Source organism: Pseudomonas sp. R1-7 (genome assembly GCF_051132105.1).
Taxonomy (GTDB): domain Bacteria; phylum Pseudomonadota; class Gammaproteobacteria; order Pseudomonadales; family Pseudomonadaceae; genus Aquipseudomonas.
The window spans coordinates 4061231-4085935 of the sequence record NZ_CP071661.1; the positions used below are offsets into that span (position 1 = coordinate 4061231).

A 24705-nucleotide genomic window follows, 5' to 3' on the forward strand; every position below is an offset into this window, starting at 1 on the left:
ATGCTTGACCGGCGAAGGGAAACGTAAGTGGTTCACCATTCCATGGACATCAGGTTCACCCAACGTCTGTCGTACAAACAGGCCCGACTGACCGTCCTGGTGGGTTTCGTGCTGGGCACCTTGTTGAGCCTGGTGCAGATCGGCATCGATTATGCCAGCGAAGACGCGTCGATCAACCGTGAAATCCTTTCGTTGCTGGAAATCAGTCACAACCCGGCCTCGCGCATCGCCTACAACATTGACGCCGAGCTTGCCCAAGAACTGGCCCTGGGCCTGTTGCGCTCACCGGCCGTCATCGGCGCCGAACTGATCGACAACAACAATACGGTCCTGGCCAGCGTCAAGCGCCCCGAATTGCAGAGCAGCTACCGATTCATCAGTGACTTTCTCTTTGGCGCCCAACGCCAGTTCGAAGACCGGCTCTACCTGAACCATCTGCCCGCAGAATCCCTGGGTGTGTTGCGGTTGGATGTCGACACGTATTCGTTTGGCAGTCGCTTCCTGCGTCGGGCCGAGATCACCCTGCTCAACGGTTTCGCCCGCAGCCTGATCCTGACCGGCCTGCTGCTGGCGCTGTTCTACGTCATGCTCACAAAGCCGTTGGTGAGGGTCATCCGCGAGCTGAGCAGTCGCGATCCCGGCACCCTCGAACAGAGCCCGCTGGAATGCCCTTCCGGCCATCAATACGATGAAATCGGCGTGCTGGTATCGGTCGCCAACCAACAGTTCGAAAATATTTCCACCGAGATCCAGCAGCGGCGCACGGCTGAAAATCGCCTCACCGATTACCTGGCGCAACTGGAAAACATCGTTTCGGCGCGCACCGCCGAACTCAAGGCCATCAACGCCCGCCTCAGCCAGTCCAACCAAGAGCTGGAAGTGGCCCGGCGTACCGCCCTGGACATGGCCGACGCACGGTCCGCATTCCTTGCCAACATGAGCCATGAGATCCGCACGCCACTCAACGGCCTGCTCGGGATGATCGCGCTGTCGCTGGATGGCCCGCTGACCGCCGAACAACAGCAACAACTGTCGATTGCCCACGACTCGGGCAAAGTACTGGTGGAGCTGCTTAACGATATCCTCGACCTGTCCAAATTCGACGCCGGTCAATTGGAACTCGAACGCATTCCATTCGACCTGGGGTCGCTGATTGAAGACACCGCCAACCTGCTCTCACAAAATGCCGCCCCGAGCGTCGAGCTGGCGTGCCTGATCGATCCGCAGTTTCCCGCGCAGGTGCTGGGCGACCCGACCCGCGTCCGCCAAATCGTCAGCAACCTGCTGTCCAACGCCTTGAAGTTCACCCGCTTCGGCCGGGTCGATGTGCGCTTGAGCCAGTACGAAGGCGGCGTGCGGATCGAAGTCTGCGACACCGGCATCGGCATCCCCCAGGAGGCCCAGGCGCGGATTCTCCAGCCGTTCACCCAGGCCGGCGCCGGCATTACTCGCCAGTTCGGCGGCACCGGGTTGGGGCTGGCATTGACCTACAACCTCTGCGAAGCCATGCAGGGCCGGCTGACGATCATCTCCGAAGCCGGCTTCGGCAGCCAGTTCTGCGCCGAGCTGCCGCTGCCTTGCCATACCCCCGCCGCCCCCATCGAGCCCTTGCGCGGCAACGTCATCGCCATCACCACCGCCAGCAGCGGGCTGGCCGAATTGCTGGGCATGTTGCTGCCTGCCTGGGGATTGGATTACGTCCAGCGCTCCGTGGATGATGGGCTGCTGGGGCTCAATCCCGATATCCTGGTGACCGATTGCCCGGAATGCCTGTTCAACCTGCGACCGACCTTCGACGCCCCCATCCTGTTGGTCACCGCCTACGGCAGTTTCATGCCCAGCGAAGAAGCGAGCGCCCTTGCCCCCTTGCTGCAACAGGCCCGGCCGCTGGCGCGCCACGCGCTTTACCAGATCTTGCGTCGCGCCCTGCAAAGCGAGGCGACCACGATCAATGAGGCGCAGATCGAAACCTCGGCCCCTACCTTGCGTGCCCGCGTGCTGCTGGTGGAAGACAACCCCGTCAACCAACTGGTGGCCAAGGGCATGTTGGTCAAACTGGGGTGCGAAGTGGTTGTGGCGGCCCATGGCGCCGAGGGCCTGGAGCAGCTTGAACAACGGGAATTCGACCTCGTCTTGATGGACTGCAACATGCCGGTCATGGACGGTTACGAAGCCAGCCGGCAGATCCGCCGTAGCGGGCGCTGGCCGAACCTGCCGATTGTCGCGCTGACGGCCAACGCCATGCCCGAGGAACGGGAGCGCTGCCGGGCCGCCGGCATGAGCGATTATCTGTCCAAGCCGTTCCGCCGCGAAGAACTGGCCACATTGCTGGACCAATGGGTGCCCACTACGTCAGCGCTTTGATCTGGCTCAACAGGTGGTCCAGGCCGTCGCGCAGGCCACCCAAGCGATCCAGATCAACGCCGCTGTCGCACAACAAGCGAGCCTTGAGCGGGCCAACTTGCTCACGCAAGGCCTTTCCGCCTTCCGACAGGCTCAAGTGCACCTCGCGTTCATCACGGGCCGAACGCTGGCGCTGGACCAGCTCCAGTTGTTCCAAACGCTTTAGCAGCGGCGTCAGCGTGCCGGAATCGAGCAGCAAGCGTTCGCCCAGGGCTTTTACAGTCGGCTGCTCCGGCGTGTTGTCCTGCCATTCCCACAGTACGAGCATTACCAGGTATTGCGGATAGGTCAGGCCAAGCTGTTCCAGCATCGGCTTGTAGCCGCGAATCACCGCCCGCGATGCGGCGTACAACTTGAAGCACAGCTGGCTGTCGAGCTTCAGCGTATCGACTGACAGATCATTCATTTGAGCAGGGCTTCGATCTCAGCGGTGAGGTCCTGGGGCTTGGTGGTCGGGGCAAAGCGCTTGACCACTTGGCCGTCCTTGCCGATCAGGAACTTGGTGAAATTCCATTTGATGCCCTTGGACCCCAGCACGCCAGGCGCCCGCTGCTTGAGCTGGACGAACAATGGATGGGCATTGGCGCCGTTGACCTCGACTTTCTTGAACAGCGGAAAGCTCACGCCAAAATTGAGCTCGCAAAACTCGGAAATGGCGCCTTCGTTGCCTGGCTCCTGCTTGCCGAACTGATTGCAGGGGAAACCCAGCACCACCAGCCCCTGGTCCTTGTAGGACTGCCACAGCGCCTCGAGCCCTTTGTACTGCGGGGTGAAGCCACATTGACTGGCCGTATTGACCACCAAAACGGCCTTGCCGGCGAAATCGGCAAGGGTCTTTTGTTCACCCTTGATGGTGGTGCAGGGAATGCTCAGCAAATTGTCAGTCACGAGGGCGGCTCCTGGAAGGTTGGGAGGTCGAAGATAGCGAGCAATTAAATTGCGTGCAATTTAATTATCCGGCCCCCTCAATAAAACCATACGGCTCTTGCGGCGAGGGGGCTTGCTCCCTCGCCACGAAGGCCGCACCGAATTTACTCGCGCGGCACCAGATCCAGGCACACCGAGTTGATGCAATAACGCAAGCCGGTGGGTGGCGGCCCGTCGGGGAACACGTGGCCCAGGTGCGCGTCGCATTTGGCGCAGACCACCTCGGTGCGGATCATGCCATGGCTGACATCCCGCACTTCCACCACCGCACTGCCTTCGATCGGCGCGTAGAAACTCGGCCAGCCACAGCCCGAATCGAACTTGGTCGTCGAATCAAACAGCGGTTCGTTGCAGCAAATACAGTGGTAAACGCCTTCGGTCTTGGTCTGGTTGTACTTGCCTGAGAACGGTCGCTCGGTGCCTTTGAGCCTGCAGACGTTGTATTGCTCCGGATCGAGCATCTCACGCCATTCTTCAAGGGTTTTCTCCAACTTTTCCATCGTCCTACCTCGGCAATTGAAAAAGCCCGATCCGACGCTTTTCCGCAGATCGGGCGGCACGTATGATTGCGCCTCGTCAGGCGCCAGTCTGGCAGTCACGTCATGCGCATTCAAATGGATTGTGGCGCATCTACCGCGTCCGGCCCGCGCACAGACGCAGGATCCCCAGTACGGTAGTTCATCTGCCACCTGGATCGTTCATTTTCGGGAACACATCGCCATGCAGGTCAGCAAATCGAACAAGCTCGCCAACGTCTGCTACGACATTCGCGGCCCGGTGCTCAAGCACGCCAAACGCCTGGAAGAGGAAGGCCACCGCATCCTCAAGCTGAACATCGGCAACCCGGCGCCCTTTGGTTTCGAAGCGCCCGATGAGATCCTCCAGGATGTCATCCGCAATCTGCCGACCGCCCAGGGCTACAGCGACTCCAAAGGCCTGTTCAGTGCGCGCAAGGCGGTGATGCAGTATTACCAGCAGAAACAGGTCGAAGGCATCGGCATCGAGGATATCTACCTGGGCAACGGCGTGTCCGAGTTGATCGTGATGTCCATGCAGGCCCTGCTCAACAACGGCGACGAAGTGCTGGTACCGGCGCCGGACTATCCGTTGTGGACTGCTGCCGTGAGCCTGTCCGGCGGCAATCCGGTGCATTACTTGTGCGATGAACAGGCCAATTGGTTTCCCGACCTGGCGGACATCAAGGCCAAGATCACGCCCAACACCAAGGCCCTGGTGATCATCAACCCGAACAACCCGACCGGCGCTGTCTATTCCCGGGAAGTGCTGCTGGGCATGCTGGAACTGGCCCGCCAGCACAACCTGGTGGTGTTTTCCGACGAGATCTACGACAAGATCCTGTACGACGACGCCGTACACATCTGCACCGCCTCCCTGGCGCCGGACCTTCTTTGCCTGACCTTCAACGGTTTGTCCAAGTCCTATCGCGTCGCCGGCTTCCGCTCCGGCTGGATCGCCATTTCCGGTCCCAAGCATCACGCCCAGAGCTACATCGAAGGCATCGACATGCTGGCCAACATGCGCCTGTGCGCCAACGTGCCGAGCCAGCACGCGATCCAGACGGCGCTGGGCGGCTACCAGAGCATCAACGACCTGGTCCTGCCCCAGGGCCGGCTGCTGGAGCAACGCAACCGTACCTGGGAATTGCTCAACGACATCCCTGGCGTCAGCTGCGTCAAGCCGATGGGCGCCTTGTACGCGTTCCCGCGGATCGACCCGAAAGTCTGCCCAATCCACAACGACGAGAAATTCGTCCTCGACCTGCTGCTGTCCGAGAAGCTGCTGGTCGTCCAGGGCACGGCGTTCAACTGGCCTTGGCCGGATCATTTCCGCGTCGTGACCCTGCCACGGGTCGACGACCTCGACCAGGCCATCGGCCGCATCGGCAACTTTCTCAAGTCCTACCGCCAGTAGTCCGGCCAGCGTGCGAGGGCCTCGCCTCGCACGCTGTCTGATTCAGCAACACATCCGTTCTTCGCTCGCCGGCCGGCCTTCTACACTGGGAATCGGGCGTCCGGTAGAAGAGGATACTCAACGTTCAGAGGGCACGGACGTCAAATCTCAATTCCGCGACGACTTTCAGAAAAGTCTTTCAAACATTTAGGATGCGTGTAGGACACAGTTTGAAATAGTAGGCGAGTTGAATAGCCCGCGGCAGCACCTTATATACCCCGCATAACGCTACATCTTTAGCATGAGGAGATTGCTACCACCATGATGCGCATCCTGCTGTTTTTGGCCACTAACCTGGCGGTCGTGCTGATTGCCAGCATCACCCTGAGCCTTTTCGGCTTCAACGGGTTCATGGCGGCCAACGGGGTTGATCTCAACCTCAATCAGCTGCTGATCTTCTGTGCGGTGTTCGGTTTCGCCGGTTCCCTGTTCTCGCTGTTCATCTCCAAGTGGATGGCGAAGATGAGCACCGGCACCCAGATCATCAGCCAGCCGCGCACTCGCCACGAACAATGGCTGCTGCAGACAGTAGAGCAGCTGTCCCGTGAAGCCGGTATCAAGATGCCCGAAGTCGGGATTTTCCCGGCCTACGAGGCCAATGCCTTTGCCACCGGCTGGAACAAGAACGACGCCCTGGTCGCGGTTAGCCAGGGCCTGCTCGAACGGTTTTCGCCGGACGAAGTCAAGGCCGTGCTGGCCCACGAGATCGGCCACGTGGCCAACGGCGACATGGTGACCTTGGCGTTGATCCAGGGCGTGGTGAACACCTTCGTGATGTTCTTCGCCCGTATCATCGGCAACTTTGTCGACAAGGTGATCTTCAAGAACGAAGAAGGCCAGGGCATCGCCTATTACGTGGCGACCATTTTCGCCGAGCTGGTACTGGGCATCCTCGCCAGCGCCATCGTCATGTGGTTCTCGCGTAAACGCGAATTCCGCGCCGATGACGCCGGTGCACGACTGGCCGGCACCAGCGCCATGATCGGCGCCCTGCAGCGCCTGCGGGCCGAGCAAGGCCTGCCGGTGCACATGCCCGACACCTTGAATGCCTTTGGCATCAACGGCGGCATCAAGCAGGGCCTGGCTCGCATGTTCATGAGCCACCCGCCGCTGGAAGAGCGAATCGACGCACTGCGTCGCCGTGGTTGATCGCTAGAGCCTCAAAGGAAAGCCCGCAGCAATGCGGGCTTTTTTGTGGCTAACGATCCATGCGGTGCCTGGCCTGTCATAAGCACCACACATCAAAGCCTGGAAAGGAGATACACCCGCTCATCCAACCGCTTCACACCTGCCTGCAAGAATTTCCAGCTCTCTTGCAACACATCCTGCTCCAGCAAGACCTCCAGCTGCCAGCCCCCACCCAGCAACCGCTGCACCTCGTCATGCCCAACGGAAAAGGGGGGTCCAGGCATTTCGTCCTGGTTGTAATCGAGCGTAATCAACAGTCCGACGCAGTCTGGCAATATCCGCTGCAAGTGGGCCACGTACCGCTCGCGCATCGGCGCCGGCAAGGCGATCAATGCCGCGCGGTCATACAATGTCGCGCAATCAGCGACATCCAAAGGCGTCAAAGCAAAGAAGTCACCGCAGCGAATTTCGATGGCACCGGCACGAAATACCTTGAAAGCGCCCTCCTCACTCACGTTCGGCTCAAGCTGGTGCTCCCGGAAAAAGTCGGTGACGGCTTTTTCCGACAGTTCCACGCCGAGCACTGAGCAACCCTGCTCCGCCAACCACAGCATATCCAGGGTCTTACCGCACAGGGGCACCAGCACTCGCGTCTCTTCAGGCAATCCCAACTGGGGCCAGAAACGCTGAAGGTAAGGGTTCACTTGCGGCAGATGGAAGCCAATCTGATTGGCGGACCAGCGCTTATGCCAAAACTCGGGATCCATGGGGTTCGCTCCATAAATTCGATCAAAACAGCTTAAAACTTATATTAGATTTAGATCATTGACCTGACAGAAGATGACACATCTTAACGCTCAGGAGCCCGCTCATGCTGCCCAGCCTGTTTATCTCCCATGGCTCACCCATGCTCGCCCTGGAACCCGGCGAAAGCGGCCCGGCCCTGGCTCGCCTGGCCGCGCAACTGCCCAGGCCCAAGGCCATTATCGTAGTCTCGGCTCATTGGGAGAGCGATGAGTTGCTGGTCAGCGCCAATCCGCAGCCGCGCACCTGGCACGACTTCGGCGGTTTTCCGCCGGCACTGTATGACGTGCAATACCCGGCGCCTGGCGATCCTCGGCTGGCGAAACAGGTGGCAGACATGCTCAACGCCGCGCATCTGCCGGCACGCCTCGACCCTCAGCGGCCATCCGACCATGGCGTCTGGGTGCCGTTGTCGTTGATGTACCCGGAGGCGGATATTCCCGTGGTACAGATCTCTTTGCCTAGCGGTCAGGGTCCGACGCTGCAAACGCGAGTCGGCCGCGCGTTGGCGAGCCTTCGCGAGCAGGACGTGCTGGTGATCGGTTCCGGTAGCATTACGCACAACCTGCGCGACCTGGATTGGAATGCCGGCCCCGACAGCATCGAGCCGTGGGCCAAGGCGTTTCGCGATTGGATGGTCGAGCAACTGGCGGCCAACGACGAGCCTGCGCTGCACGATTACCGCCGACAGGCGCCCAATGCCGTGCGCAGCCATCCCAGCGATGAACATTTGTTGCCACTGTATTTTGCCCGGGGAGCCGGGGGGACATTCAGCGTTGCCCATGCAGGATTTACCATGGGCACGCTGGGGATGGACATTTATCGGTTCGACTGATCGCAAACCGAGTCGCGCCAATCGCGAGCAAGCTCGCTCCCACATTGGGTCTTCGGCGCTCACAAATCCCCTGTGGGAGCGAGCTTGCTCGCGATTGGCCTCCCCGCCGCTCGCATTGAAAAACGCCAAACGACAGGCGAAAAAAACCCCCGAACCAGTCGGGGATTTTTTCATGCTCGATCAATCAACCCGCAGGTCGATCAATCCTCGCGGTAGCGACGCAGCTTGAGCTGCTTGCCGGCCACGCGAGTGTCCTTGAGCTTGGTCAGCAACTTCTCCAGGCCATCTTCCGGCAGTTCCACCAGGCTGAAGCTGTCACGCACCTGGATGCGACCGATCGCTTCGCGGGCCAGGCCGCCTTCGTTGAGGATTGCACCCAGCAGGTTCTTGGCGGCGATGCCATCACGAGCGCCCAGCGCGGTGCGGCAACGGGCACGGCCTTCGGCCAACGGGATCGGTGCACGACGCTCCCGATCACCACGGTCCGGACGATCACCACTGCGCTCAGGACGGTCGCCACGCGGTGCGTTGTTCGGCACCAGTGGACGTTCCTTCTCGATTGCAGCCAGGTTCAGGGCTTGGCCGTTGGTTGCCTTGCGCAGCAGGGCTGCGGCCAGGGCACGCGGGGTGCAACCGATATCAGCGGTCAGGCGATCGAGCAGATCACCGTGGGTCGACTCGGCGTCAGCCACCAGCGGCGACAGGCTGTTGGTCAGCTTCTTGATGCGTGCATCGAGAACGGCCTGGGCGTCCGGCAGGCGAACTTCAGCCACCTTCTGGCCAGTCACACGCTCGATCACTTGCAGCATGCGGCGCTCACGCGGGGTAACGAGCAGCAGCGCACGACCTTCGCGACCAGCACGACCGGTACGGCCGATACGGTGAACGTAGGATTCCGGATCGTACGGCATGTCCACGTTGAACACGTGGGTGATGCGCGGCACGTCGAGGCCACGGGCAGCAACGTCGGTCGCCACAACGATGTCCAGGCGGCCATCCTTGAGGGAATCGATCACGCGCTCACGCTGGTTCTGGGCAATGTCGCCGTTCAGCGCAGCGGCCTTGTAGCCTTTGGCTTCCAGGGCACTGGCCAGGTCCAGGGTTGCTTGCTTGGTGCGGACGAACATGATCAGGGCGTCGAAATCCTCGACTTCCAGCAGGCTCAGTACGGCAGAGGTCTTCTGGTCGGCGTGAACCAGCAGGTGAGCCTGCTCGATCGCGGTGACGGTCTGGGTCTTGCTCTGGATCTTCACGTGCTTCGGATCGCGCAGATGGCGTTCGGCGATGGCACGGATCGATTGCGGCAGGGTAGCCGAGAACAGGACGGTCTGACGGGTTTCAGGCATGGCCTTGAAGATGACTTCCAAGTCGTCCATGAAGCCCAGCTTGAGCATTTCGTCCGCTTCGTCGAGAACCAGGTGGTTCACGGTGGCGAGGACTTTTTCGTCGCGACGCAGGTGGTCGCACAGACGGCCCGGGGTGGCGACAACGATCTGTGCGCCATTACGGATTGCTTTCAGTTGTGGGCCCATCGGCGCGCCGCCGTAGACAGCCACGACAGTCACGCCCGGCATTTGCTTGGCGTAGGTTTCGAAAGCGGTTGCAACTTGTAGCGCCAACTCACGGGTTGGGGCCAGGATCAGAGCTTGCGGCTCGCGCTTGGACGGATCAATGCGGTGCAGGATCGGCAGTGCGAACGCGGCGGTCTTACCCGTACCGGTTTGCGCCTGACCAATCATATCGTGACCGGCGAGAATGATCGGGATCGACTGCTGCTGAATGGCCGAAGGCTCTTCATAGCCGGTAGCGACTACTGCAGCGACAATATTGGGATGAAGTTCAAGAGCGGCGAAGCCGCCGATTTCCTGGGTCATGGGTCTGCCTCTAAGTGCATCCGCAAAGACCCATGCTCCAAAGCTGCGCATGCCGTGTTGAGACTCAAGAGTCGCCCTGGCAGCTTTGTCGGCGGGGATTTGCGAAAACGAATGAATGAAAAAGAACGTCGTGGAAGCATCCGTTGTGCGGACATGCAACCGAAGCTGGCTTCGGGGAATTGCGCTACCTTGACGCGGCCCGGCTAAAGGCCGGCGCGCACTATACCGGAATTCGCCCAAAAAGGGAGATTTTTTTATCGACGGAAGGTGTGGCGGAGCTCTGTGCGATAGCCGTTGGGGGGCGTCAGCTAAAACGATTCATCTCCGGATGGGATGAACTCCTGTGGAGAGGGGATTTATCCCCTCGCTACAGGAGTTCGTGTCACGTCGCCGGGCGGATGGCCTTGATCAACGACTGCAACGAATAACCCAATCGCGGCGCCAGCCCCTCGGCTCGTGCAACCAAGCCGTCCATGTCCAGCTCCTGGTCCAGGTCCGCAGGCACGATCAGGATCACATTGCCCTCCTTCACCGGCAGCTCCCAATAATGCCGGTGATAAAGGCCACGCAGCAATGCCGCGCCCAACGGCTTGCCGTCGTCGGTGGCCCATTGGTTGATCACCAGCCAGCCGCCGGGGTTGAGGCGCTTCTGGCAGTTTTCCAGGAAGCCCCAGGCCAAGTGCCCGACGCCCGGGCCGACATCGGTATAGAGGTCGACAAAAATCAGGTCCGCCGACTCGGCCGTTTCAAGCAATTCCAAGGCATCGCCAACGCGAATGTACAAACGCGGATCATCATCCAGCCCCAGGTATTCAATGGCCAGGCGCGGTACATCGGGGCGCAGTTCGATCGCCTCGACGTCTTCCAGCGGCAGGAACTTGAGGCACGCCTGGGTCAAGGTGCCGGCGCCCAGCCCCAGGAACAGCGCGCTTTCCGGCTGCTGGTGACACAACGCACCAATGAGCATGGCGCGGGTGTAGTCATATTCGAGCCAGCTCGGATCGGCTGTGAACACGCAGCTCTGCTCGATTGCATCGCCGAATTCGAGAAACCGGTAGTCGGCCACTTCGAACACGCGGATCATCCCGAACTCGTCGTGCACCTCGGCGAGCAAATGCTCGACGCGCTCCTCTGTCATTTCATCTCCTGATGTTGCCAAGCGGGCATGGGCCTGCGCATACGGGGCAAAGGCGCGATTGTCCGCGAAGCAAGCGGAACAGGTCACGTACTAATTTGCTGATAACATGAGCGCCCGAGCGTAAATCACCTAGAGATCATGATGAGCCAACCCTGGAGCCCTGACAGCTGGCGCGCCCTGCCGATCCAGCAGCAACCCCGCTACCCCGACGCTGCGCACCTGTTGCAGGTTGAGCAGACCCTGGCCAGTTACCCGCCATTGGTGTTTGCCGGTGAAGCCCGGGAGTTGCGCCGTCAGTTCGCCGAAGTCACCCAGGGCCGGGCCTTTCTGTTGCAGGGTGGCGACTGCGCCGAAAGCTTCGCCGAGTTCTCGGCAGCCAAGATCCGCGACACCTTCAAGGTGCTCCTGCAGATGGCGATCGTCATGACCTTTGCAGCTGGTTGCCCGGTGGTCAAGGTCGGGCGCATGGCCGGCCAGTTCGCCAAGCCACGCTCGGCCAACGACGAAACCATCGACGGCGTGACCTTGCCGGCCTACCGGGGCGACATCGTCAACGGCATCGGCTTCGACGAGAAAAGCCGCGTACCGGATCCGGAGCGATTGCTGCAGTCCTATCATCAGTCCACCGCGACCCTGAACCTGCTGCGGGCGTTCGCCCAGGGCGGCTTTGCCGATCTGCATCAGGTGCACAAGTGGAACCTGGACTTCATCGCCAACTCGGCACTGGCGGAAAAATACAGCCACCTGGCCGACCGCATCGATGAAACCCTGGCGTTCATGCGCGCCTGCGGCATGGACAGCTCGCCGCAACTGCGCGAAACCAGTTTCTTCACCGCCCATGAAGCGCTGCTGCTCAATTACGAAGAAGCCTTTGTGCGCCGCGACAGCCTGACCAACGACTACTACGACTGCTCGGCCCACATGCTATGGATCGGCGACCGCACCCGTCAGTTGGACGGCGCCCATGTCGAATTCCTGCGGGGAGTGAACAACCCGATCGGGGTCAAGGTCGGCCCGAGCATGAACCCTGATGACCTGATCCGCCTGATCGACGTGCTCAACCCGGACAACGACCCGGGCCGACTGAACCTGATCGCGCGCATGGGCGCCAACAAGGTCGGCGATCACCTGCCGCAGCTGCTGCGCGCCGTGCAGCGCGAAGGCAAGCAAGTGCTGTGGAGCTCCGATCCGATGCACGGCAACACCATCAAGGCCAGCAGCGGCTACAAGACCCGTGATTTCGCGCAGATCCTGGGCGAAGTGAAGCAGTTCTTCCAGGTCCATGAAGCGGAAGGCACCTATGCCGGCGGTATCCACATCGAGATGACCGGGCAGAACGTCACCGAATGCATCGGCGGCGCGCGACCGATCACCGAAGACGGCCTGTCGGACCGTTACCACACCCACTGCGACCCGCGAATGAATGCCGATCAGTCGCTGGAATTGGCTTTCCTGATTGCTGAAACATTGAAGCAGGTGAGGCGCTGAGCCAGACAGTTTTGTAGTGCCTGGCCTATCGCTTTCGCGAGCAAGCCCGCTCCCACATTGGACCGAGTCGGTCACTGATTTTGTGAACCCAACAGATCCTTTGTGGGAGCGGGCTTGCTCGCGAAATGGCCAGTTCAGTCACCACTTGACTGAGCTAATGCCTGGGCCAACCGCACCCCACTCACCCGCTGGCAATTGAGCTGCACCCGCTCCAGCCCCAGCCACCTGGCCATGCGCCACAAGTTCAGCGCCAAGGCCTGCATCCCCTCCTCGTCCAGCCCCGGCGATTCCTCGTGCACCGCATGCACCGCCAATTGCCCCAACGCCCGCTCCGCCCGCAAATCCACTCGCGCCGCAATCCGCTCGTTGTGCAGAAACGGCAGGACGTAATAGCCATACACGCGCTTGTGCACCGGTGTGTAGATCTCAAGCCGATAGCGAAAGTCGAACAACCGCTCGGTGCGGCTGCGCTCCCAGACCAGCGAATCGAACGGCGATAGCAGCGCACTGGCGGCGACCTTGCGGGGAATTTTCACGATGGGTCGGCACCAGGCTGGCTGCTTCCAGTCCTCAACCTGGCAACGTAGCAGTTCGCCCGCCTCCTCCAGTTCCGCGAGCCGCTCTCGGGCGTCCGCCGGGCTCAGGCGAAAGTAGTCGCGCAAGTCCTTTTCGGTACCGACACCCAAGGCTTCGGCAGCATGGATGAGTAAAGCGCGCTGGGCCTGGGCTTCGTCCGGCAGAGGTTGTTGCAGCACGCAGTTCGGCAGGACCCGTTCCGGCAAATCGTAAAGCCGCTCGAAGCCACGCCGCCCCGCCACCGTCACCTCACCCGCTGCGAACAACCATTCCAGCGCATGCTTTTCCGCGCTCCAGTCCCACCACGGCCCGGCCTTCTCCTGGCGAGTGGACAAGCTGCCGGCGCCAATCGCGCCCTGGTCCCGGACCGCTTGCAGCACACGATGAATCACATCCTGCTGCTCACGCCCAAAACGCGCCAGTTGTTGATAGATACCTTCGCCGCGCGCCGCCCGCACCATGCGCCAGCGCATCAACGGATACATCGCCACCGGCAACAGCGAAGCCTCATGTCCCCAATATTCGAATAAGGTGCGGCGTCGGCCCTGGCTCCAGGCAGCCTGGTCGAGTAGATCGCGATCGTAATGACCGAGTCGGGAGAACAGCGGGAGGTAATGCGCGCGCACCAGCGCGTTGACGGAGTCGATCTGCAGGACGCCGAGGCGTTCGATCAAGCGGTTGAGGCGCGAGGGTTGCACCGAGGCTGACGGCAGCCGCCCATCGAATCCTTGGGCGGCCAACGCCAGACGCCGGGCCTGTTTGAGGGTAAAGGACAGCGTCGCGGGCATGGGAATCTCCTTGTCTGCTCGCAACCTACCTCACCAATAAGGGGCTTGTGTAGGGAAGGATGGCTCATTTGTGCATGGGGTCATCCCAAAATGGCCGAACCACTTCCTGCTCCACGTCGGCGCGACTCACGCCGATGTCCTTGAGGGCCTCGTCGCTCATGCCGGCCAGCAACTCACGTTCGTGGTGTAATTCGTACCAGCGACTAACCTTATGCAGCAGGGCACTGACCGAGAAGCCGTGGGAGAGTTTGTCTATCAGCAGATAACCTTTCTGACCTTTCATCGTGATGTCCTCCGTTGGGGATGGCTCAAGTCTCGCGCCAACGGTAAGATCAATCCAACGAATGTTTCTTATGCAATACATCTCGGAGATTGATCAATTGTCGAGTTACCCGAGTATCGATACGGAAGTGCTGCGGACCTTTGTCGCCATCGCCGATCAAGGTGGCTTTACCCGCGCCGGGGAATTGGTCAACCGTACGCAGTCCGCGGTCAGCATGCAGATGAAGCGGCTCGAAGAAGACGTCTTGCAACGCCGGCTGTTCGAGCGCGACGGACGACAGGTCAAGCTCACCGCCGAGGGGCAAGTGTTGCTGGGTTATGCCCGGCGGATCCTCAAGCTGCACAGTGAAGTGTTCAATACCCTGCGCGAACCCCATATGGTCGGCACGGTGCGCATCGGCACGCCGGACGATTATGTGATGCGTTTCCTGCCGGGCATCCTGCAGCGCTTCGCCCAGTTCTATCCGCTGATCGAAATTGAGGTTCACTGCGAATCGTCCAAGCAGTTACTGCTGCGCCAGGACCTGGACTTGTCCATCGTCACCCGAAAGCCGGGGGACGAGATCGGCCAGTTGCTGCGCAAGGAGCGTTTTGTCTGGGCCGAAGCCGCCTGCTTCAACGTCCACGAACAGACGCCGCTGCCGCTGGCAATGTTCAACAGCGACTGTTTCTGCCGGCAATGGGCCTGCAATGCGTTGGATGCCATGGGTCGCGATTATCGCGTGGCCTACAACAGCTCGAGCCTGTCGGCGCTCATGGCAGTGGTGGGCGCCGGCCTGGCGATCACGGCGCAATTGGAAAGCCTGCTGACCCCGGACATGCGCGTGCTGGGCGAGGCCGAGGACCTGCCAGAACTGCCCGAGGCGAGCATCATGCTGATCCGCAACCTGCACAATCCGTCGCCGATCACCGAGTGTCTGGCCGAACACATCGTCGAAGGCTTCAAACTTTAAAGATGAGCAGCACCGCGCACAGCACCAGGAAACCGCAGAACAACCCACGCAGCAGTCGCTCCGGCAACGCGTGGGCGACCTTCACGCCCCAACTGATGCTCATCAACCCACCGATTGCCAGCGGCACACCGATCCACCAGTCCACTTCACTGTGGAAGGCATACGTAGCAAGGGTCACGCCGGTGCTGGGCAAGGCCAGCGACAGCGACAAACCCTGGGCAACCACCTGAGTCGTGCCGAATACGCTGGTGAGGAACGGCGTGGCGACAACCGCCCCACCCACACCAAACAGGCCACCCATTGTCCCTGACACCGCCCCCAGCACGCCGAGCCATGGCCACCCGTGGCGCATCTGCGCCGAAGCCGGTGCGGTGGGGGCGAACATGCGGATGAGGTTGTAGGCCGCCAGGACAACCAGGAACACCACGAAACCAAAGCGCATGCTTTCGGCATCGATGCCTACGGCCCAGATGGAGCCGAGCCAGGCGAAGCAGAATCCCATGGTCGCCAATGGCAGGACGTGGCGCAGCTCGATGCGATTGCGCTGGTGATAGCGCCACAGGGCCAGCATGACGTTGGGAACCACCATCACCAGGGCCGTGCCCTGGGCTATCTGCTGGTCCAGGCCGAACCATAAGCCCAGCACCGGTATCGCGATCAGCCCGCCACCAATGCCGAACAATCCCCCCAGGGTGCCCAGTGCGGCGCCCAACAGCAAATACAGCACGACCTCGATCACAGACGACTCTCCCTTAATCAGGGCGCCTATCCTACGCAGTTGGCGTCATTCATGGAACGCAACATCCAGTTACACGTCAGAATTATCTGGTGCATTAAAGATTCGTCCGCTAGATTCATACGATCATCGATGAAAGGTTTTGCCATGAGTACCCAACGCGACACTCCAGACCCTTGCGAAGCGCTGCTGCTGGATAACCAGGTCTGCTTTGCCCTGCATTCCACCTCGCTGCTGATGACCAAGGTCTACAAACCGCTGCTCCAGGCATTGGGCCTGACCTATCCGCAGTATCTGGCGATGATGGTGTTGTGGGAAAAAGACGGCCTGACCGTCGGTGAAATCAGCACTCGCCTGCTCACCGACCCAGGCTCGCTGACGCCACTGCTCAAACGCCTGGAGGCCGAAGGCTTGCTGAGCCGCACCCGCAGCCGTGAAGACGAGCGCGTGGTAATCGTCGAGCTCACTGAACAGGGCCGTGCCTTGCAGAAAAAAGCCCTCGACATCCCCCAATGCATCCTCGCCGCCAGCGGTCAGACGCTAGAGCAGTTGAAGAAACTGCAGCTTGATCTCCAGCAATTGCGCGGGCATTTGCAAGACAGCCTATAACCTCAGGAACACCGCCGGCCCTTTATGGGAGCGAGCCTGCTCGCGAAGGCGCCGGCGAGTCCACCACCCCACCGCCTTGACCCTCCGTTCTCCTCGCCAAACCCCACGCGTCGAAAAATTTTTAACCCCATATAACCGCTCTAGAACAGTCATTCCAGCCATTTCCGGCTTACTCATTCGCACTCGTCACGAAAATTTATCTTGCGCACAAACTATTAGCGCATTACATTCTCTCCACACCTACTTAGCGCGCAAACATTTAGCGCATATCACCCAACCTGAAACGAGGCGTCCACCATGAAAACTCTCTACACCGCAATCGCAACTTCCACCGGCGGCCGTGACGGTCGTGCTATCTCCAGCGACAACATCCTCGACGTCAAACTCGCCACGCCAAAAGAACTGGGTGGCGCAGGCGGTGCGGCGACCAACCCTGAACAACTGTTCGCCGCCGGCTACTCGGCCTGCTTCATCGGCGCGCTGAAATTCGTCGCCAGCCAGACCAAACGCAAGATCCCTGATGACGCCTCAATCACCGCCCACGTCGGCATCGGCCAGATTCCTGGTGGTTTCGGTCTCGACATCGACCTGCACATCAGCCTGCCGGGCCTCGATCAAGCCGACGCCCAGAGCCTCGTTGATGCAGCGCACCAGGTTTGCCCTTACTCCAACGCCACCCGTGGCAACGTTGATGTGCGCCTGCACGTGACCGTCTGACCCTCGCCCCCAACCGACTGAATTCAAGGAGATAGACATGAACACCATTAACAAAACCCTGACCGGTGCCCTTCTCGCCCTGAGCGTCAGCAACGCTTTCGCCAACGGTATCGTCGAACACAACACCCAGGCGTTCCTCGACGCGCTGAATGCCGGCACCGGCAAACCGCTGGAGCAGTTGTCGCCCAAGGACGCCCGCGCGGTACTGGTCGGCGCCCAGGCAGGCGTGAAGTTGACACTGCCCAAGGCCGATGTCAGCGAGAAGACCATCAAGGTAGACGGTCAATCGATCAGCCTGACGATCGTTCGTCCGGCCGGGGTCAAGGGTGAGTTGCCGGTGTTCATGTTCTTCCATGGCGGTGGTTGGGTGCTGGGAGACTTTCCGACCCACGAACGACTGGTCCGCGATCTGGTGGCGGGGTCGGGCGCCGCTGCGGTGTTCGTCAACTACACGCCGTCACCCGAAGCGCATTACCCGGTGGCGATCAACCAGGCTTACGCCGCAACGAAATGGGTCGCCGAGCACGGCAAGGAGATCAACGTCGATGGCAAGCGCCTGGCGGTAGCGGGCAACAGTGTTGGCGGTAACATGGCCGCCGTCGTGGCGCTGATGGCCAAGGACAAGGGCACCCCGGCGATCCGCTTCCAGGCGCTGTTGTGGCCGGTGACCGACGCCAACTTCGAGACGGCGTCCTACAACCAATTCGCTGAAGGGCACTTCCTCAGCAAGAACATGATGAAGTGGTTTTGGGACAACTACACCACCGATGCCGGGCAGCGCAACGAGATCTATGCCTCGCCATTGCGGGCAACCACCGCGCAACTCAAGGGCTTGCCGCCCGCGCTGGTGCAGACTGCCGAGGCCGACGTGCTGCGCGACGAAGGCGAAGCCTACGCTCGCAAGTTGGACGCGGCCGGCGTCCCGGTCACAGCGGTCCGTTACAACGGCATGATCCACGACTATGGCTTGCTCAACGTCGTGAGCCAGGTGCCAGCGGTGCGTTCGGCGATGTTGCAAGCGTCACAAGAGCTCAAGGAACACCTGAAGTAACAGGATCCCTGGCAGCAAGAATGAAAAAGCCCGACTCAATGGTCGGGCTTTTTCGTACAAGAGACTTCGCTTACTTAGCGCGGCCTTTGTAGGAACCGCCTTCGCGGGTATCGATCTCGATCATGTCGCCGATTTCGATGAAGTCAGCAACCGACAGCTCGGTGCCGTTCTTCAGTTTGGCAGGCTTCATGACCTTGCCGGAAGTGTCGCCGCGAGCGGAGCCTTCGGTGTAGTCAACCTGACGCACGATGGTGGTCGGCAGTTCTACGGAAACCAGGCGCTCTTCGAAGAATACGGCTTCGCAAACGTCGGTCATGCCTTCTTCAACGAACGGCAGAACGCTTTCGATGTCTTCGGCGTTCAGCTCGTACATGGTGTAGTCAGTGGTATCCATGAACGTGTAGGTGTCGCCGCTGATGAAGGACAGGGTCGCTTCCTTGCGGTCCAGGATCACGTCGTCCAGCTTGTCGTCCGCACCGTACACGGTTTCGGTCTTGTAGCCGGTCAGCAGGTTTTTCAGCTTGGTCTTCATGATCGCGCTGTTACGACCCGACTTGGTGAATTCAGCTTTCTGAACCAGCCAAGGATCGTTGTCGATACGAATCACGGTACCGGGTTTAAGTTCTTTACCAGTTTTCATTGCGAATATCCGAATTTGGATGGGATTTACAAAAATCTAGGCCGCGTATCATATCCAATTTCGGTAAAACTGCACCAGCGCCGTGGCGAGATCGGCCCGCGAGCCTTGTTCCAGGCACCATGCCTGGGCGTGCTCGGCCAGTTCAGAATGCTCAGCGCACACTGCTTTCCAGTGTTCGGCCATGTCCTGGCCGGCGTTCCAAGCCCGCCAAAGACCGCTGATCGCTTTTTCCGCCGACTGAGAAAGTCCCTGGGTATACAGCCTGAGAAAGGCCTCGAGCTTTTCCAGGTGGACGTCTTCTTCCTGTTGATAAATGTGCCAGAGCAGGGGCCGGCTCGCCCACTGCGCACGCACGAACGAGTCTTCGCCGCGCACCGCGTTGAAATCGCAGCACCAGAGCAATCGGTCATATTCATCCTGACGGATAAATGGCAACACCTGCACCGTCAGGCCGCCACGGCGATGCAACGCGCCGGGCTTCAAGTCGGCCACGCCCAGCCAACGCGCCACATCGCCCAGCACTCGACCTTCCGGGACCAGTACGTGAGACGGGCACACATCAGTCGCCATCGCCTCGAACCAGCTCGCCAGCCCCGCGTTTTCGTAGGCAAACAGCGAGATCAGGCGCGCCCCGGGCTCTCGCACAACACCCAATCCGTGCAGGAAACCTTTCTGCGCTGCGTCATCCTGTTGAAACTGCCGCCGATGCTCCAACAGGTCCGCCTCACGCAACAAGCCCCCCGTTCCCGCCTGGAAGCCGGGAAAAAAGAAATATTTCTGCACATGCTTGTATTTGACCGACGGCAGACCGTGGCAACCGATGACCCAGTCCTCGGCGCTCAGGTAGTCGAGGTTCATCCATAACGGCGTCACCTCGCGCTCGGCCATCGCGTCCATGTAGGCGCTGGGCAATTGGCAGGCAAATGCTGCGATGACGACGTCTGCTGCCTCGGTAGCAGGCCAATCCTCTGGCCACTGGCGCACTTGCACGCCCTGCTGCCATTGCTCGCGAAGGCTGACATCGATGTCCGGGCACAGCCGCTCGAAAGCACGCAGGTCGTCGACCCAAAGCCGCACAGCGCATTGATGCTCGGCCACCAATTGCCGGGCCAGGCGCCAGGTAACGCCAATGTCGCCGAAGTTATCCACGACGGTGCAAAAAATATCCCAACGCACGGTCATTCCCGACTCCCTGTGGCAAAACCTGATTGTCCCGCATTGAACCGGTGTTGCAGAAGGGCCGACGGCGATTAATCTTCATGCGACAATCAGCGCTTATCCATGCCCCTGCCAGGAAGCAGCCATGCCTGACCATCCCCACGCCCCGCGCCTCACAGCCTTGCGATTGACCGTCAGTATTGCCCTGGGACTGTGGCTGGGGTTCATCGCCATCGTTCTGACGGGCTGGCTGCTGTCCAGGTTCCTGTTCGAAGAACAACTGGCTCCGGTGGCCGAAGCGGTTCATCAACTGGCGCAACCACCCGCGGTGCAACCGGCGCCCGAGCCGCCCACGCCGATGTTCGAGCAGTACCAGCAGAATCTACAGAAGAACGAGCAGCGCCACGCGCTGGATCAGATGCGCAGCAATCCTCGCAACCTGTCCAACCCCAAATGCCAGTTCTGGCTGCAACAGGACCAGAACGCGCCCAGCGAAAAAAGCCGCGCCAACGTCCTGCAGTTTTGCGAGTGATCATGAACAAACAGACCGTCCACCAATTGATCCTCGACAAGCTCAAGGTCGACCTCGACATCGCCGAGCGCGCCGCGCAGACCGCCTACGAAACCGCGACCCACGAAGAAAACATCGCCGAGAACAAGTACGACACCCTTGGCCTTGAAGCGTCCTATCTTGCCGCGGGACAGGCCAAGCGTGTAGAGGAAATCCGCCAGGCCCTTGCCCTCTGCCAGAACCTGGCGCTCAGGCCCTACGATGACCAGCGCGGCATTCAGATAGGCACCTTGATTGGATTGGAAGATGAAGATGGCCGCCAACAGTGGCTGTTCCTGGGGCCGGATGCAGCAGGACTGAAGGTGTCGCTGGTGGGGCAACCTATCACTGTCATCACCCCTCGCTCGCCGCTGGGCCGAGGCCTGCTGGGCAAGTTCGAAGGGGATGAAGTGGAGATCGTCGTGGCGGGCGCCCGGCAACAGTTCGCTGTCACCGAGGTGATCTAGTTTCTGCTTAGTGCACCGGCAATTCGACGCCGTCGAACAGCTCTTCGAGTTCCTGCTTGTTGTGGCACTGGATGGCCTTGGCCATCACTTCCCGCGTCAGGTGCGGCGCGAATTTTTCGATGAAATCGCACATGAAGCCACGCAGGAAGGTGCCGCGACGGAAGCCGATCTTGGTCACGCTGGACTCGAACAGCTCGCTGGCATCCAACACCACCAGGTCATTGTCGAGCTTGGTATCGACCGCCATTTTCGCCACGATGCCCACGCCCAGGCCGAGGCGAACGTAGGTCTTGATCACGTCGGCGTCGGCGGCGGTAAACACCACTTTCGGCGTCAGGCCGCGGTGGCTGAAGGCTTCGTCGAGTTTTGAACGGCCGGTAAAACCGAACACGTAGGTCACGATCGGGTATTCGGCCAAGGCTTCCAGGGTCAACTTCGGCAGCTTGGTCAGCGGGTGTCCCTGGGGCACCACCACGCAGCGGTTCCAGCGATAGCACGGCATCATCACCAGGTCACCGAACAACTCCAGGGCCTCGGTGGCAATGGCGAAATCCACCGTACCGTCGGCGGCCATCTCGGCGATCTGCATCGGCGACCCCTGGTGCATGTGCAGCGCCACGTCCGGGTACTGCTTGATGAAATTGCTGATCACCGGCGGCAGCGCATAACGGGCCTGGGTGTGGGTGGTCGCGATGGACAGGGTGCCTTTCTTCTCGTTGGAAAACTCCTGGGCGATCTGCTTGATGCTCTCGACCTTGCGCAGGATCTCGCCAGCCGTGGTGATGATGCGTTCACCGGCCGGGGTGACACGGGTCAGGTGCTTGCCGCTGCGGGCGAAGACTTCGACGCCCAGTTCGTCTTCCAACAGGCGGATCTGCTTGCTGATGCCAGGTTGCGACGTGTAGAGGCTTTGGGCGGTAGCGGAAACGTTGAGGTCGTGGTGCGCCACTTCCCAGATGTAGCGCAATTGTTGAAGCTTCATATGTATCCCTCAAAGCAGTTGGATGCGACGGGCATCAGCGACGGCATATAACTATATGAATGGTTGTATTAAGAAATCTAGAACTTTTTTATAAGAAGCCATCATTTAGCCTCAGGTCTCTCCGTGACGCCGGCGCTGCACCAGCGGCACCAGGTAGACCGGCACCCGGGATAACTGCAATACCCGTGCGGCGGTCCTGCCCAAAGGGGTCTCGCCATTTGCCCCCTGGCAATGACTGCCAACGATCAGCAGATCGACGGAGAGTTTCGCCGCCTGCTCCAGAATGACCTGGGACGGGTCACCCTGGAATACCCTTACCGACTTGATCAACTGCAAGTCTTGCTGCCCCTCCCCCAACTCCTCGCGAAAATTGTCGAGGACCCGCTGCTCGATGTTGGCCATCACCGTACTCAGACCCTGGCGATGAAATTCGTTCAACGCGTGCTCATCGAGATAACTCTGCAACACCGACTCGGCGAACAGCCCCATCGGCTCCACCGCGTGCACTACATACAACTCGGCTTCGAACGTCCGTGCCAACGCCAAGGCATGCTGCATCACATAAGGGGCATAGAGGCCCAGGTCTGTGGCGTACAGCATCGAACGAATCATGTGACCTCCTCAAGTGCCAGAATGGCGGAGATTGATTCAGCTTAGCAGCGCCCCGAAGACTGCGACGTGCGGCATGACGCCCCGCGCAACCGGCGGTCAGAGCTTCACTTCGTTACTGATGCCGTGGGGCACGTGCCCGGTGGCGACCACTTCGCGGGCAAGCTCGCAGTGACCGGTCTGGTCGTCGAAAAATACATCGGCGGCAAAGGCTTCGAGAAACGCCGACTTGGTCAAGCCGCCCAGGAACAATGACTCGTCGAGGCGGATGTCCCATTCGCGCAACGTGCGGATGACCCGTTCGTGGGCCGGCGCCGAACGGGCCGTCACCAATGCCGTGCGGATCGGGCAGGCATCCTCGGGGAATTCTCGTTGCAATGCATTGAGTGCCGCCAGGAAACCCTTGAACGGTCCGCCACGCAGCGGTTCACGCGCGGCCTGGCGCTCACTGGCCTGGAAGGCTTCCAGGCCGCCGCTCTGATAGATGCGTTCCGACTCGTCGGAAAACAGCACTGCATCGCCGTCGAAGGCAATGCGCAACTCCTCGCTGGCGGCGCGGCTGGCGCCGCCCGACAGGATTGTCGCCGCTGCAAACCCGGCATCCAGTGCGCTGCGCACGTCTTCGGCATGAGTGGAAAGGAACAGGTCGCAGCCGAACGCCTTCAAATAAGGATACGGGCTGCGACCACCAACAAATGCGGCCCGGGAAATCGCCAAGCCGTAATGATGGATCGAGTTGAACACCCGAAGGCCTGTGTCAGCGCTGTTTCGCGAAACCAGGATCACCTCGACGCGGGCACGCCCAAGGTGTTCGTTGAGGTTGAGCAGTTTCTGCACCAGGGCGAAGGCATCCCCCGGCTCGAGGACTTCGTCCTCATGCTCGATCTGGTATTGCCGATAGGCCTCGACGCCACTCGACAGATAGACCTTGTGACTTTCCCTCAAGTCGAACAAGGCCCGCGACGAAATCGCCAGTACCAGTTTGTCATCGATGTTATTGCCCATGTTGTCCCCCTTCGCCTATCAACGGTTGCGACGATCCAGGAACGCCAGCGCCTGGTGCAACGCTTCGATCTTCGGCAGCTCGCAGCCCGCCGCCCTGGCCGCTGCCAATGGCCGGCCGTAGATCGCATCCAGCTCCAACGGTCGCTTATGGGCGTAGTCGTGATACATGCTCGGCCAATAGTCGGGCATCTTTTCGGTCATCGTGAACAGATAGTCCGCGTATCCAGCCGCGATTTCATGTCCGCAGGCCTGAGCACCGCGCACCACCTCGCCCATGAGCGCCTGGATCAGCCCACGGCTCTGATCGCTTGCCATCAACGGCGAGGTGCTGGCCCCCAGCAGAACCGACAGACCGTTGTACGGCACGTTCCACACCAGCTTCTGCCAACGGGCCTGCTGCAAGTCGGGCATCGCCTGGGAATCGATGCCGGCGCTACGGAACAGACCCGCCGCCGCCTCGACAACCGCCATGCGTTCAGCCTGCCCCTGGCAGGGGCCACTGTGATAGCCAATGTTGACCGCACCGAGCGCCTGGTGGGCGATGACGCCCGGGCCGACACGATTCACACAGATCAGGCACAAGCCACCCAACAGGTGCAGCGAATCGGGCAGCAGCGGCCGCAGGTCTTCTTCGACATCGAGGCCATTCTGCAACAAGAGGACTTTTGCGCCATCGGCGGCGGCCTGGATGATCGCCGGTGCCAGGTCGGCATTGCTCGTGGTCTTGGCGCCGACCAGCAGCCACTCGCAAGGCGGCATGTGCTCCGCCGAGCGGTATGCCTGGACAGGATCAAGGCTCAACGCGCCATGAACATCACTGGCGATACGCAGGCCGTCCTCGGCGACGGCGGCAAATTCGCTGCGTAACAAGAAGTGCACATCATGACCGGCGCGGGCCAGCATCACGCCGTAAAACCCGCCAATCGCCCCGGTGCCGATCATGCCGATCCTGCCTTTCCCGGCTCTAGCGCCTGCCTGCATCATGCAACTCCCCTGTCTGACTATCCTCGCGCA

General features: G+C 60.6%; 26 protein-coding genes. 11 read left to right on the forward strand and 15 right to left on the reverse strand.

The genetic code is table 11. The features are described 5' to 3' along the window. Positions 1 to 42: 42 nt before the first annotated feature. A complete protein-coding gene (locus J3P79_RS18050) occupies positions 43 to 2364 on the forward strand; it encodes a response regulator (RefSeq protein ID WP_434604759.1) in 2322 nt (773 codons plus the stop codon). Here the strand turns inward: J3P79_RS18050 and J3P79_RS18055 are convergent. From J3P79_RS18055 to msrB, 3 genes are all read right to left on the reverse strand, one after another. Beyond that, a complete protein-coding gene (locus J3P79_RS18055) occupies positions 2348 to 2809 on the reverse strand; it encodes a MarR family winged helix-turn-helix transcriptional regulator (RefSeq protein WP_434604761.1) in 462 nt (153 codons plus the stop codon). The two genes, J3P79_RS18050 and J3P79_RS18055, sit on opposite strands and share 17 nt — an antisense overlap. After that, on the reverse strand, positions 2806 to 3291 hold the full coding sequence (locus J3P79_RS18060) for a glutathione peroxidase (RefSeq protein ID WP_434604763.1): 486 nt from the start codon (positions 3289 to 3291) through the stop codon (positions 2806 to 2808). The genes J3P79_RS18055 and J3P79_RS18060 overlap by 4 nt, the downstream gene beginning before the upstream one ends. A 143-nt stretch (positions 3292 to 3434) precedes the next feature. Next, positions 3435 to 3830 carry a peptide-methionine (R)-S-oxide reductase MsrB gene (gene msrB / locus J3P79_RS18065; protein WP_434604765.1) on the reverse strand — a complete coding sequence of 132 codons (396 nt, stop codon included), beginning with the start codon at positions 3828 to 3830 and terminating at the stop codon, positions 3435 to 3437. Positions 3831 to 4050: 220 nt separating this feature from the next. Between msrB and J3P79_RS18070 the strand changes: the two genes are divergently transcribed. Together J3P79_RS18070 and htpX are read left to right on the forward strand one after the other, a co-directional pair. After that, the gene (locus J3P79_RS18070) at positions 4051 to 5262 is read left to right on the forward strand and encodes a pyridoxal phosphate-dependent aminotransferase (RefSeq protein WP_003183730.1); all 1212 of its coding nucleotides are present in this window, start codon (positions 4051 to 4053) and stop codon (positions 5260 to 5262) included. A 300-nt stretch (positions 5263 to 5562) separates the two neighbouring features. After that, the gene (gene htpX / locus J3P79_RS18075; protein WP_003183732.1) at positions 5563 to 6450 is read left to right on the forward strand and encodes a protease HtpX; all 888 of its coding nucleotides are present in this window, start codon (positions 5563 to 5565) and stop codon (positions 6448 to 6450) included. Positions 6451 to 6542: 92 nt separating this feature from the next. Here the strand turns inward: htpX and J3P79_RS18080 are convergent, their stop codons facing one another. Next, positions 6543 to 7196, reverse strand: coding sequence for a thiopurine S-methyltransferase (locus J3P79_RS18080; RefSeq protein ID WP_434604768.1), 654 nt, complete (start codon positions 7194 to 7196; stop codon positions 6543 to 6545). Between the two features lie 104 nt (positions 7197 to 7300). Here J3P79_RS18080 and J3P79_RS18085 point away from each other — a divergent pair, with 104 nt between their 5' ends. Further along, positions 7301 to 8068, forward strand: coding sequence for a DODA-type extradiol aromatic ring-opening family dioxygenase (locus J3P79_RS18085; protein WP_434604770.1), 768 nt, complete (start codon positions 7301 to 7303; stop codon positions 8066 to 8068). Positions 8069 to 8268: 200 nt separating this feature from the next. Here the strand turns inward: J3P79_RS18085 and J3P79_RS18090 are convergent, their stop codons facing one another. Next, positions 8269 to 9942, reverse strand: a complete 1674-nt coding sequence (locus J3P79_RS18090) for a DEAD/DEAH box helicase (RefSeq protein ID WP_030141884.1) — start codon at positions 9940 to 9942, stop codon at positions 8269 to 8271. Positions 9943 to 10324: 382 nt separating this feature from the next. After that, positions 10325 to 11080 carry a spermidine synthase gene (locus J3P79_RS18095; RefSeq protein ID WP_434604772.1) on the reverse strand — a complete coding sequence of 252 codons (756 nt, stop codon included), beginning with the start codon at positions 11078 to 11080 and terminating at the stop codon, positions 10325 to 10327. A gap of 141 nt (positions 11081 to 11221) precedes the next feature. Between J3P79_RS18095 and J3P79_RS18100 the strand changes: the two genes are divergently transcribed. Beyond that, positions 11222 to 12568: a class II 3-deoxy-7-phosphoheptulonate synthase gene (locus tag J3P79_RS18100; protein WP_039588915.1), complete on the forward strand. Its 1347-nt coding sequence runs from the start codon at positions 11222 to 11224 to the stop codon at positions 12566 to 12568. A 134-nt stretch (positions 12569 to 12702) separates the two neighbouring features. Here the strand turns inward: J3P79_RS18100 and J3P79_RS18105 are convergent, their stop codons facing one another. Continuing rightward, on the reverse strand, positions 12703 to 13932 hold the full coding sequence (locus J3P79_RS18105) for a winged helix-turn-helix domain-containing protein (RefSeq protein WP_434604774.1): 1230 nt from the start codon (positions 13930 to 13932) through the stop codon (positions 12703 to 12705). Between the two features lie 64 nt (positions 13933 to 13996). Then, complete coding sequence (locus J3P79_RS18110; RefSeq protein ID WP_039588913.1) at positions 13997 to 14215, reverse strand: DUF1127 domain-containing protein; 219 nt, start codon at positions 14213 to 14215, stop codon at positions 13997 to 13999. A gap of 97 nt (positions 14216 to 14312) precedes the next feature. Here J3P79_RS18110 and J3P79_RS18115 point away from each other — a divergent pair, with 97 nt between their 5' ends. After that, entirely contained in the window at positions 14313 to 15167 is an 855-nt protein-coding gene (locus J3P79_RS18115) for a LysR substrate-binding domain-containing protein (RefSeq protein ID WP_027912697.1), read from the forward strand. Here the strand turns inward: J3P79_RS18115 and J3P79_RS18120 are convergent. Further along, positions 15157 to 15906 carry a sulfite exporter TauE/SafE family protein gene (locus J3P79_RS18120; protein WP_434604776.1) on the reverse strand — a complete coding sequence of 250 codons (750 nt, stop codon included), beginning with the start codon at positions 15904 to 15906 and terminating at the stop codon, positions 15157 to 15159. The genes J3P79_RS18115 and J3P79_RS18120 overlap by 11 nt on opposite strands. A 144-nt stretch (positions 15907 to 16050) precedes the next feature. Between J3P79_RS18120 and J3P79_RS18125 the strand changes: the two genes are divergently transcribed. The 3 genes from J3P79_RS18125 to J3P79_RS18135 all read left to right on the forward strand — a co-directional run bounded on the left by J3P79_RS18125 (position 16051) and on the right by J3P79_RS18135 (position 18280). Further along, complete coding sequence (locus J3P79_RS18125) at positions 16051 to 16512, forward strand: MarR family winged helix-turn-helix transcriptional regulator (RefSeq protein ID WP_434604778.1); 462 nt, start codon at positions 16051 to 16053, stop codon at positions 16510 to 16512. 297 nt (positions 16513 to 16809) lie between these two features. Continuing rightward, positions 16810 to 17229 carry an organic hydroperoxide resistance protein gene (locus J3P79_RS18130; RefSeq protein ID WP_039588908.1) on the forward strand — a complete coding sequence of 140 codons (420 nt, stop codon included), beginning with the start codon at positions 16810 to 16812 and terminating at the stop codon, positions 17227 to 17229. A gap of 37 nt (positions 17230 to 17266) precedes the next feature. Next, positions 17267 to 18280, forward strand: a complete 1014-nt coding sequence (locus J3P79_RS18135; RefSeq protein WP_434604780.1) for an alpha/beta hydrolase — start codon at positions 17267 to 17269, stop codon at positions 18278 to 18280. Positions 18281 to 18350: 70 nt separating this feature from the next. Here J3P79_RS18135 and J3P79_RS18140 read toward each other — a convergent pair whose 3' ends face one another. Together J3P79_RS18140 and earP are read right to left on the reverse strand one after the other, a co-directional pair. Further along, positions 18351 to 18920: an elongation factor P gene (locus J3P79_RS18140; RefSeq protein ID WP_003226785.1), complete on the reverse strand. Its 570-nt coding sequence runs from the start codon at positions 18918 to 18920 to the stop codon at positions 18351 to 18353. Positions 18921 to 18968: 48 nt separating this feature from the next. After that, a complete protein-coding gene (earP, locus tag J3P79_RS18145; RefSeq protein ID WP_434604783.1) occupies positions 18969 to 20102 on the reverse strand; it encodes an elongation factor P maturation arginine rhamnosyltransferase EarP in 1134 nt (377 codons plus the stop codon). A 121-nt stretch (positions 20103 to 20223) separates the two neighbouring features. On the opposite strand from earP, the gene J3P79_RS18150 reads away from it, so the two are divergent. Both J3P79_RS18150 and J3P79_RS18155 read left to right on the forward strand, forming a co-directional pair. Beyond that, positions 20224 to 20610 (forward strand): hypothetical protein, encoded by a 387-nt coding sequence (locus tag J3P79_RS18150; protein WP_434604785.1) that lies wholly within the window; start codon positions 20224 to 20226, stop codon positions 20608 to 20610. A gap of 2 nt (positions 20611 to 20612) precedes the next feature. Beyond that, positions 20613 to 21095, forward strand: coding sequence for a GreA/GreB family elongation factor (locus J3P79_RS18155; RefSeq protein ID WP_434604787.1), 483 nt, complete (start codon positions 20613 to 20615; stop codon positions 21093 to 21095). 7 nt (positions 21096 to 21102) lie between these two features. Here the strand turns inward: J3P79_RS18155 and cysB are convergent, their stop codons facing one another. The 4 genes from cysB to J3P79_RS18175 all read right to left on the reverse strand — a co-directional run bounded on the left by cysB (position 21103) and on the right by J3P79_RS18175 (position 24672). Next, a complete protein-coding gene (cysB, locus tag J3P79_RS18160; RefSeq protein WP_003183769.1) occupies positions 21103 to 22077 on the reverse strand; it encodes an HTH-type transcriptional regulator CysB in 975 nt (324 codons plus the stop codon). Between the two features lie 111 nt (positions 22078 to 22188). After that, on the reverse strand, positions 22189 to 22689 hold the full coding sequence (locus tag J3P79_RS18165) for a universal stress protein (RefSeq protein WP_434604789.1): 501 nt from the start codon (positions 22687 to 22689) through the stop codon (positions 22189 to 22191). Positions 22690 to 22785: 96 nt separating this feature from the next. Further along, positions 22786 to 23691: a 5'-nucleotidase gene (locus J3P79_RS18170; protein WP_434604791.1), complete on the reverse strand. Its 906-nt coding sequence runs from the start codon at positions 23689 to 23691 to the stop codon at positions 22786 to 22788. A gap of 18 nt (positions 23692 to 23709) precedes the next feature. Then, positions 23710 to 24672, reverse strand: a complete 963-nt coding sequence (locus tag J3P79_RS18175) for a putative 2-dehydropantoate 2-reductase (protein WP_434611531.1) — start codon at positions 24670 to 24672, stop codon at positions 23710 to 23712. Positions 24673 to 24705: the final 33 nt, after the last annotated feature.

Bases quoted from the DNA above. Each gene is read 5' to 3' on its own strand.
- J3P79_RS18050 (WP_434604759.1), top strand. From the start codon at position 43: ATGGACATCAGGTTCACCCAACGTCTGTCGTACAAACAGGCCCGACTG.
- J3P79_RS18055 (WP_434604761.1), bottom strand. From the start codon at position 2,809: ATGAATGATCTGTCAGTCGATACGCTGAAGCTCGACAGCCAGCTGTGC.
- msrB (WP_434604765.1), bottom strand. From the start codon at position 3,830: ATGGAAAAGTTGGAGAAAACCCTTGAAGAATGGCGTGAGATGCTCGAT.
- J3P79_RS18070 (WP_003183730.1), top strand. From the start codon at position 4,051: ATGCAGGTCAGCAAATCGAACAAGCTCGCCAACGTCTGCTACGACATT.
- htpX (WP_003183732.1), top strand. From the start codon at position 5,563: ATGATGCGCATCCTGCTGTTTTTGGCCACTAACCTGGCGGTCGTGCTG.
- J3P79_RS18080 (WP_434604768.1), bottom strand. From the start codon at position 7,196: ATGGATCCCGAGTTTTGGCATAAGCGCTGGTCCGCCAATCAGATTGGC.
- J3P79_RS18085 (WP_434604770.1), top strand. From the start codon at position 7,301: ATGCTGCCCAGCCTGTTTATCTCCCATGGCTCACCCATGCTCGCCCTG.
- J3P79_RS18090 (WP_030141884.1), bottom strand. From the start codon at position 9,942: ATGACCCAGGAAATCGGCGGCTTCGCCGCTCTTGAACTTCATCCCAAT.
- J3P79_RS18095 (WP_434604772.1), bottom strand. From the start codon at position 11,080: ATGACAGAGGAGCGCGTCGAGCATTTGCTCGCCGAGGTGCACGACGAG.
- J3P79_RS18100 (WP_039588915.1), top strand. From the start codon at position 11,222: ATGAGCCAACCCTGGAGCCCTGACAGCTGGCGCGCCCTGCCGATCCAG.
- J3P79_RS18105 (WP_434604774.1), bottom strand. From the start codon at position 13,932: ATGCCCGCGACGCTGTCCTTTACCCTCAAACAGGCCCGGCGTCTGGCG.
- J3P79_RS18110 (WP_039588913.1), bottom strand. From the start codon at position 14,215: ATGAAAGGTCAGAAAGGTTATCTGCTGATAGACAAACTCTCCCACGGC.
- J3P79_RS18125 (WP_434604778.1), top strand. From the start codon at position 16,051: ATGAGTACCCAACGCGACACTCCAGACCCTTGCGAAGCGCTGCTGCTG.
- J3P79_RS18130 (WP_039588908.1), top strand. From the start codon at position 16,810: ATGAAAACTCTCTACACCGCAATCGCAACTTCCACCGGCGGCCGTGAC.
- J3P79_RS18135 (WP_434604780.1), top strand. From the start codon at position 17,267: ATGAACACCATTAACAAAACCCTGACCGGTGCCCTTCTCGCCCTGAGC.
- J3P79_RS18140 (WP_003226785.1), bottom strand. From the start codon at position 18,920: ATGAAAACTGGTAAAGAACTTAAACCCGGTACCGTGATTCGTATCGAC.
- earP (WP_434604783.1), bottom strand. From the start codon at position 20,102: ATGACCGTGCGTTGGGATATTTTTTGCACCGTCGTGGATAACTTCGGC.
- J3P79_RS18150 (WP_434604785.1), top strand. From the start codon at position 20,224: ATGCCTGACCATCCCCACGCCCCGCGCCTCACAGCCTTGCGATTGACC.
- J3P79_RS18155 (WP_434604787.1), top strand. From the start codon at position 20,613: ATGAACAAACAGACCGTCCACCAATTGATCCTCGACAAGCTCAAGGTC.
- cysB (WP_003183769.1), bottom strand. From the start codon at position 22,077: ATGAAGCTTCAACAATTGCGCTACATCTGGGAAGTGGCGCACCACGAC.
- J3P79_RS18165 (WP_434604789.1), bottom strand. From the start codon at position 22,689: ATGATTCGTTCGATGCTGTACGCCACAGACCTGGGCCTCTATGCCCCT.
- J3P79_RS18170 (WP_434604791.1), bottom strand. From the start codon at position 23,691: ATGGGCAATAACATCGATGACAAACTGGTACTGGCGATTTCGTCGCGG.
- J3P79_RS18175 (WP_434611531.1), bottom strand. From the start codon at position 24,672: ATGCAGGCAGGCGCTAGAGCCGGGAAAGGCAGGATCGGCATGATCGGC.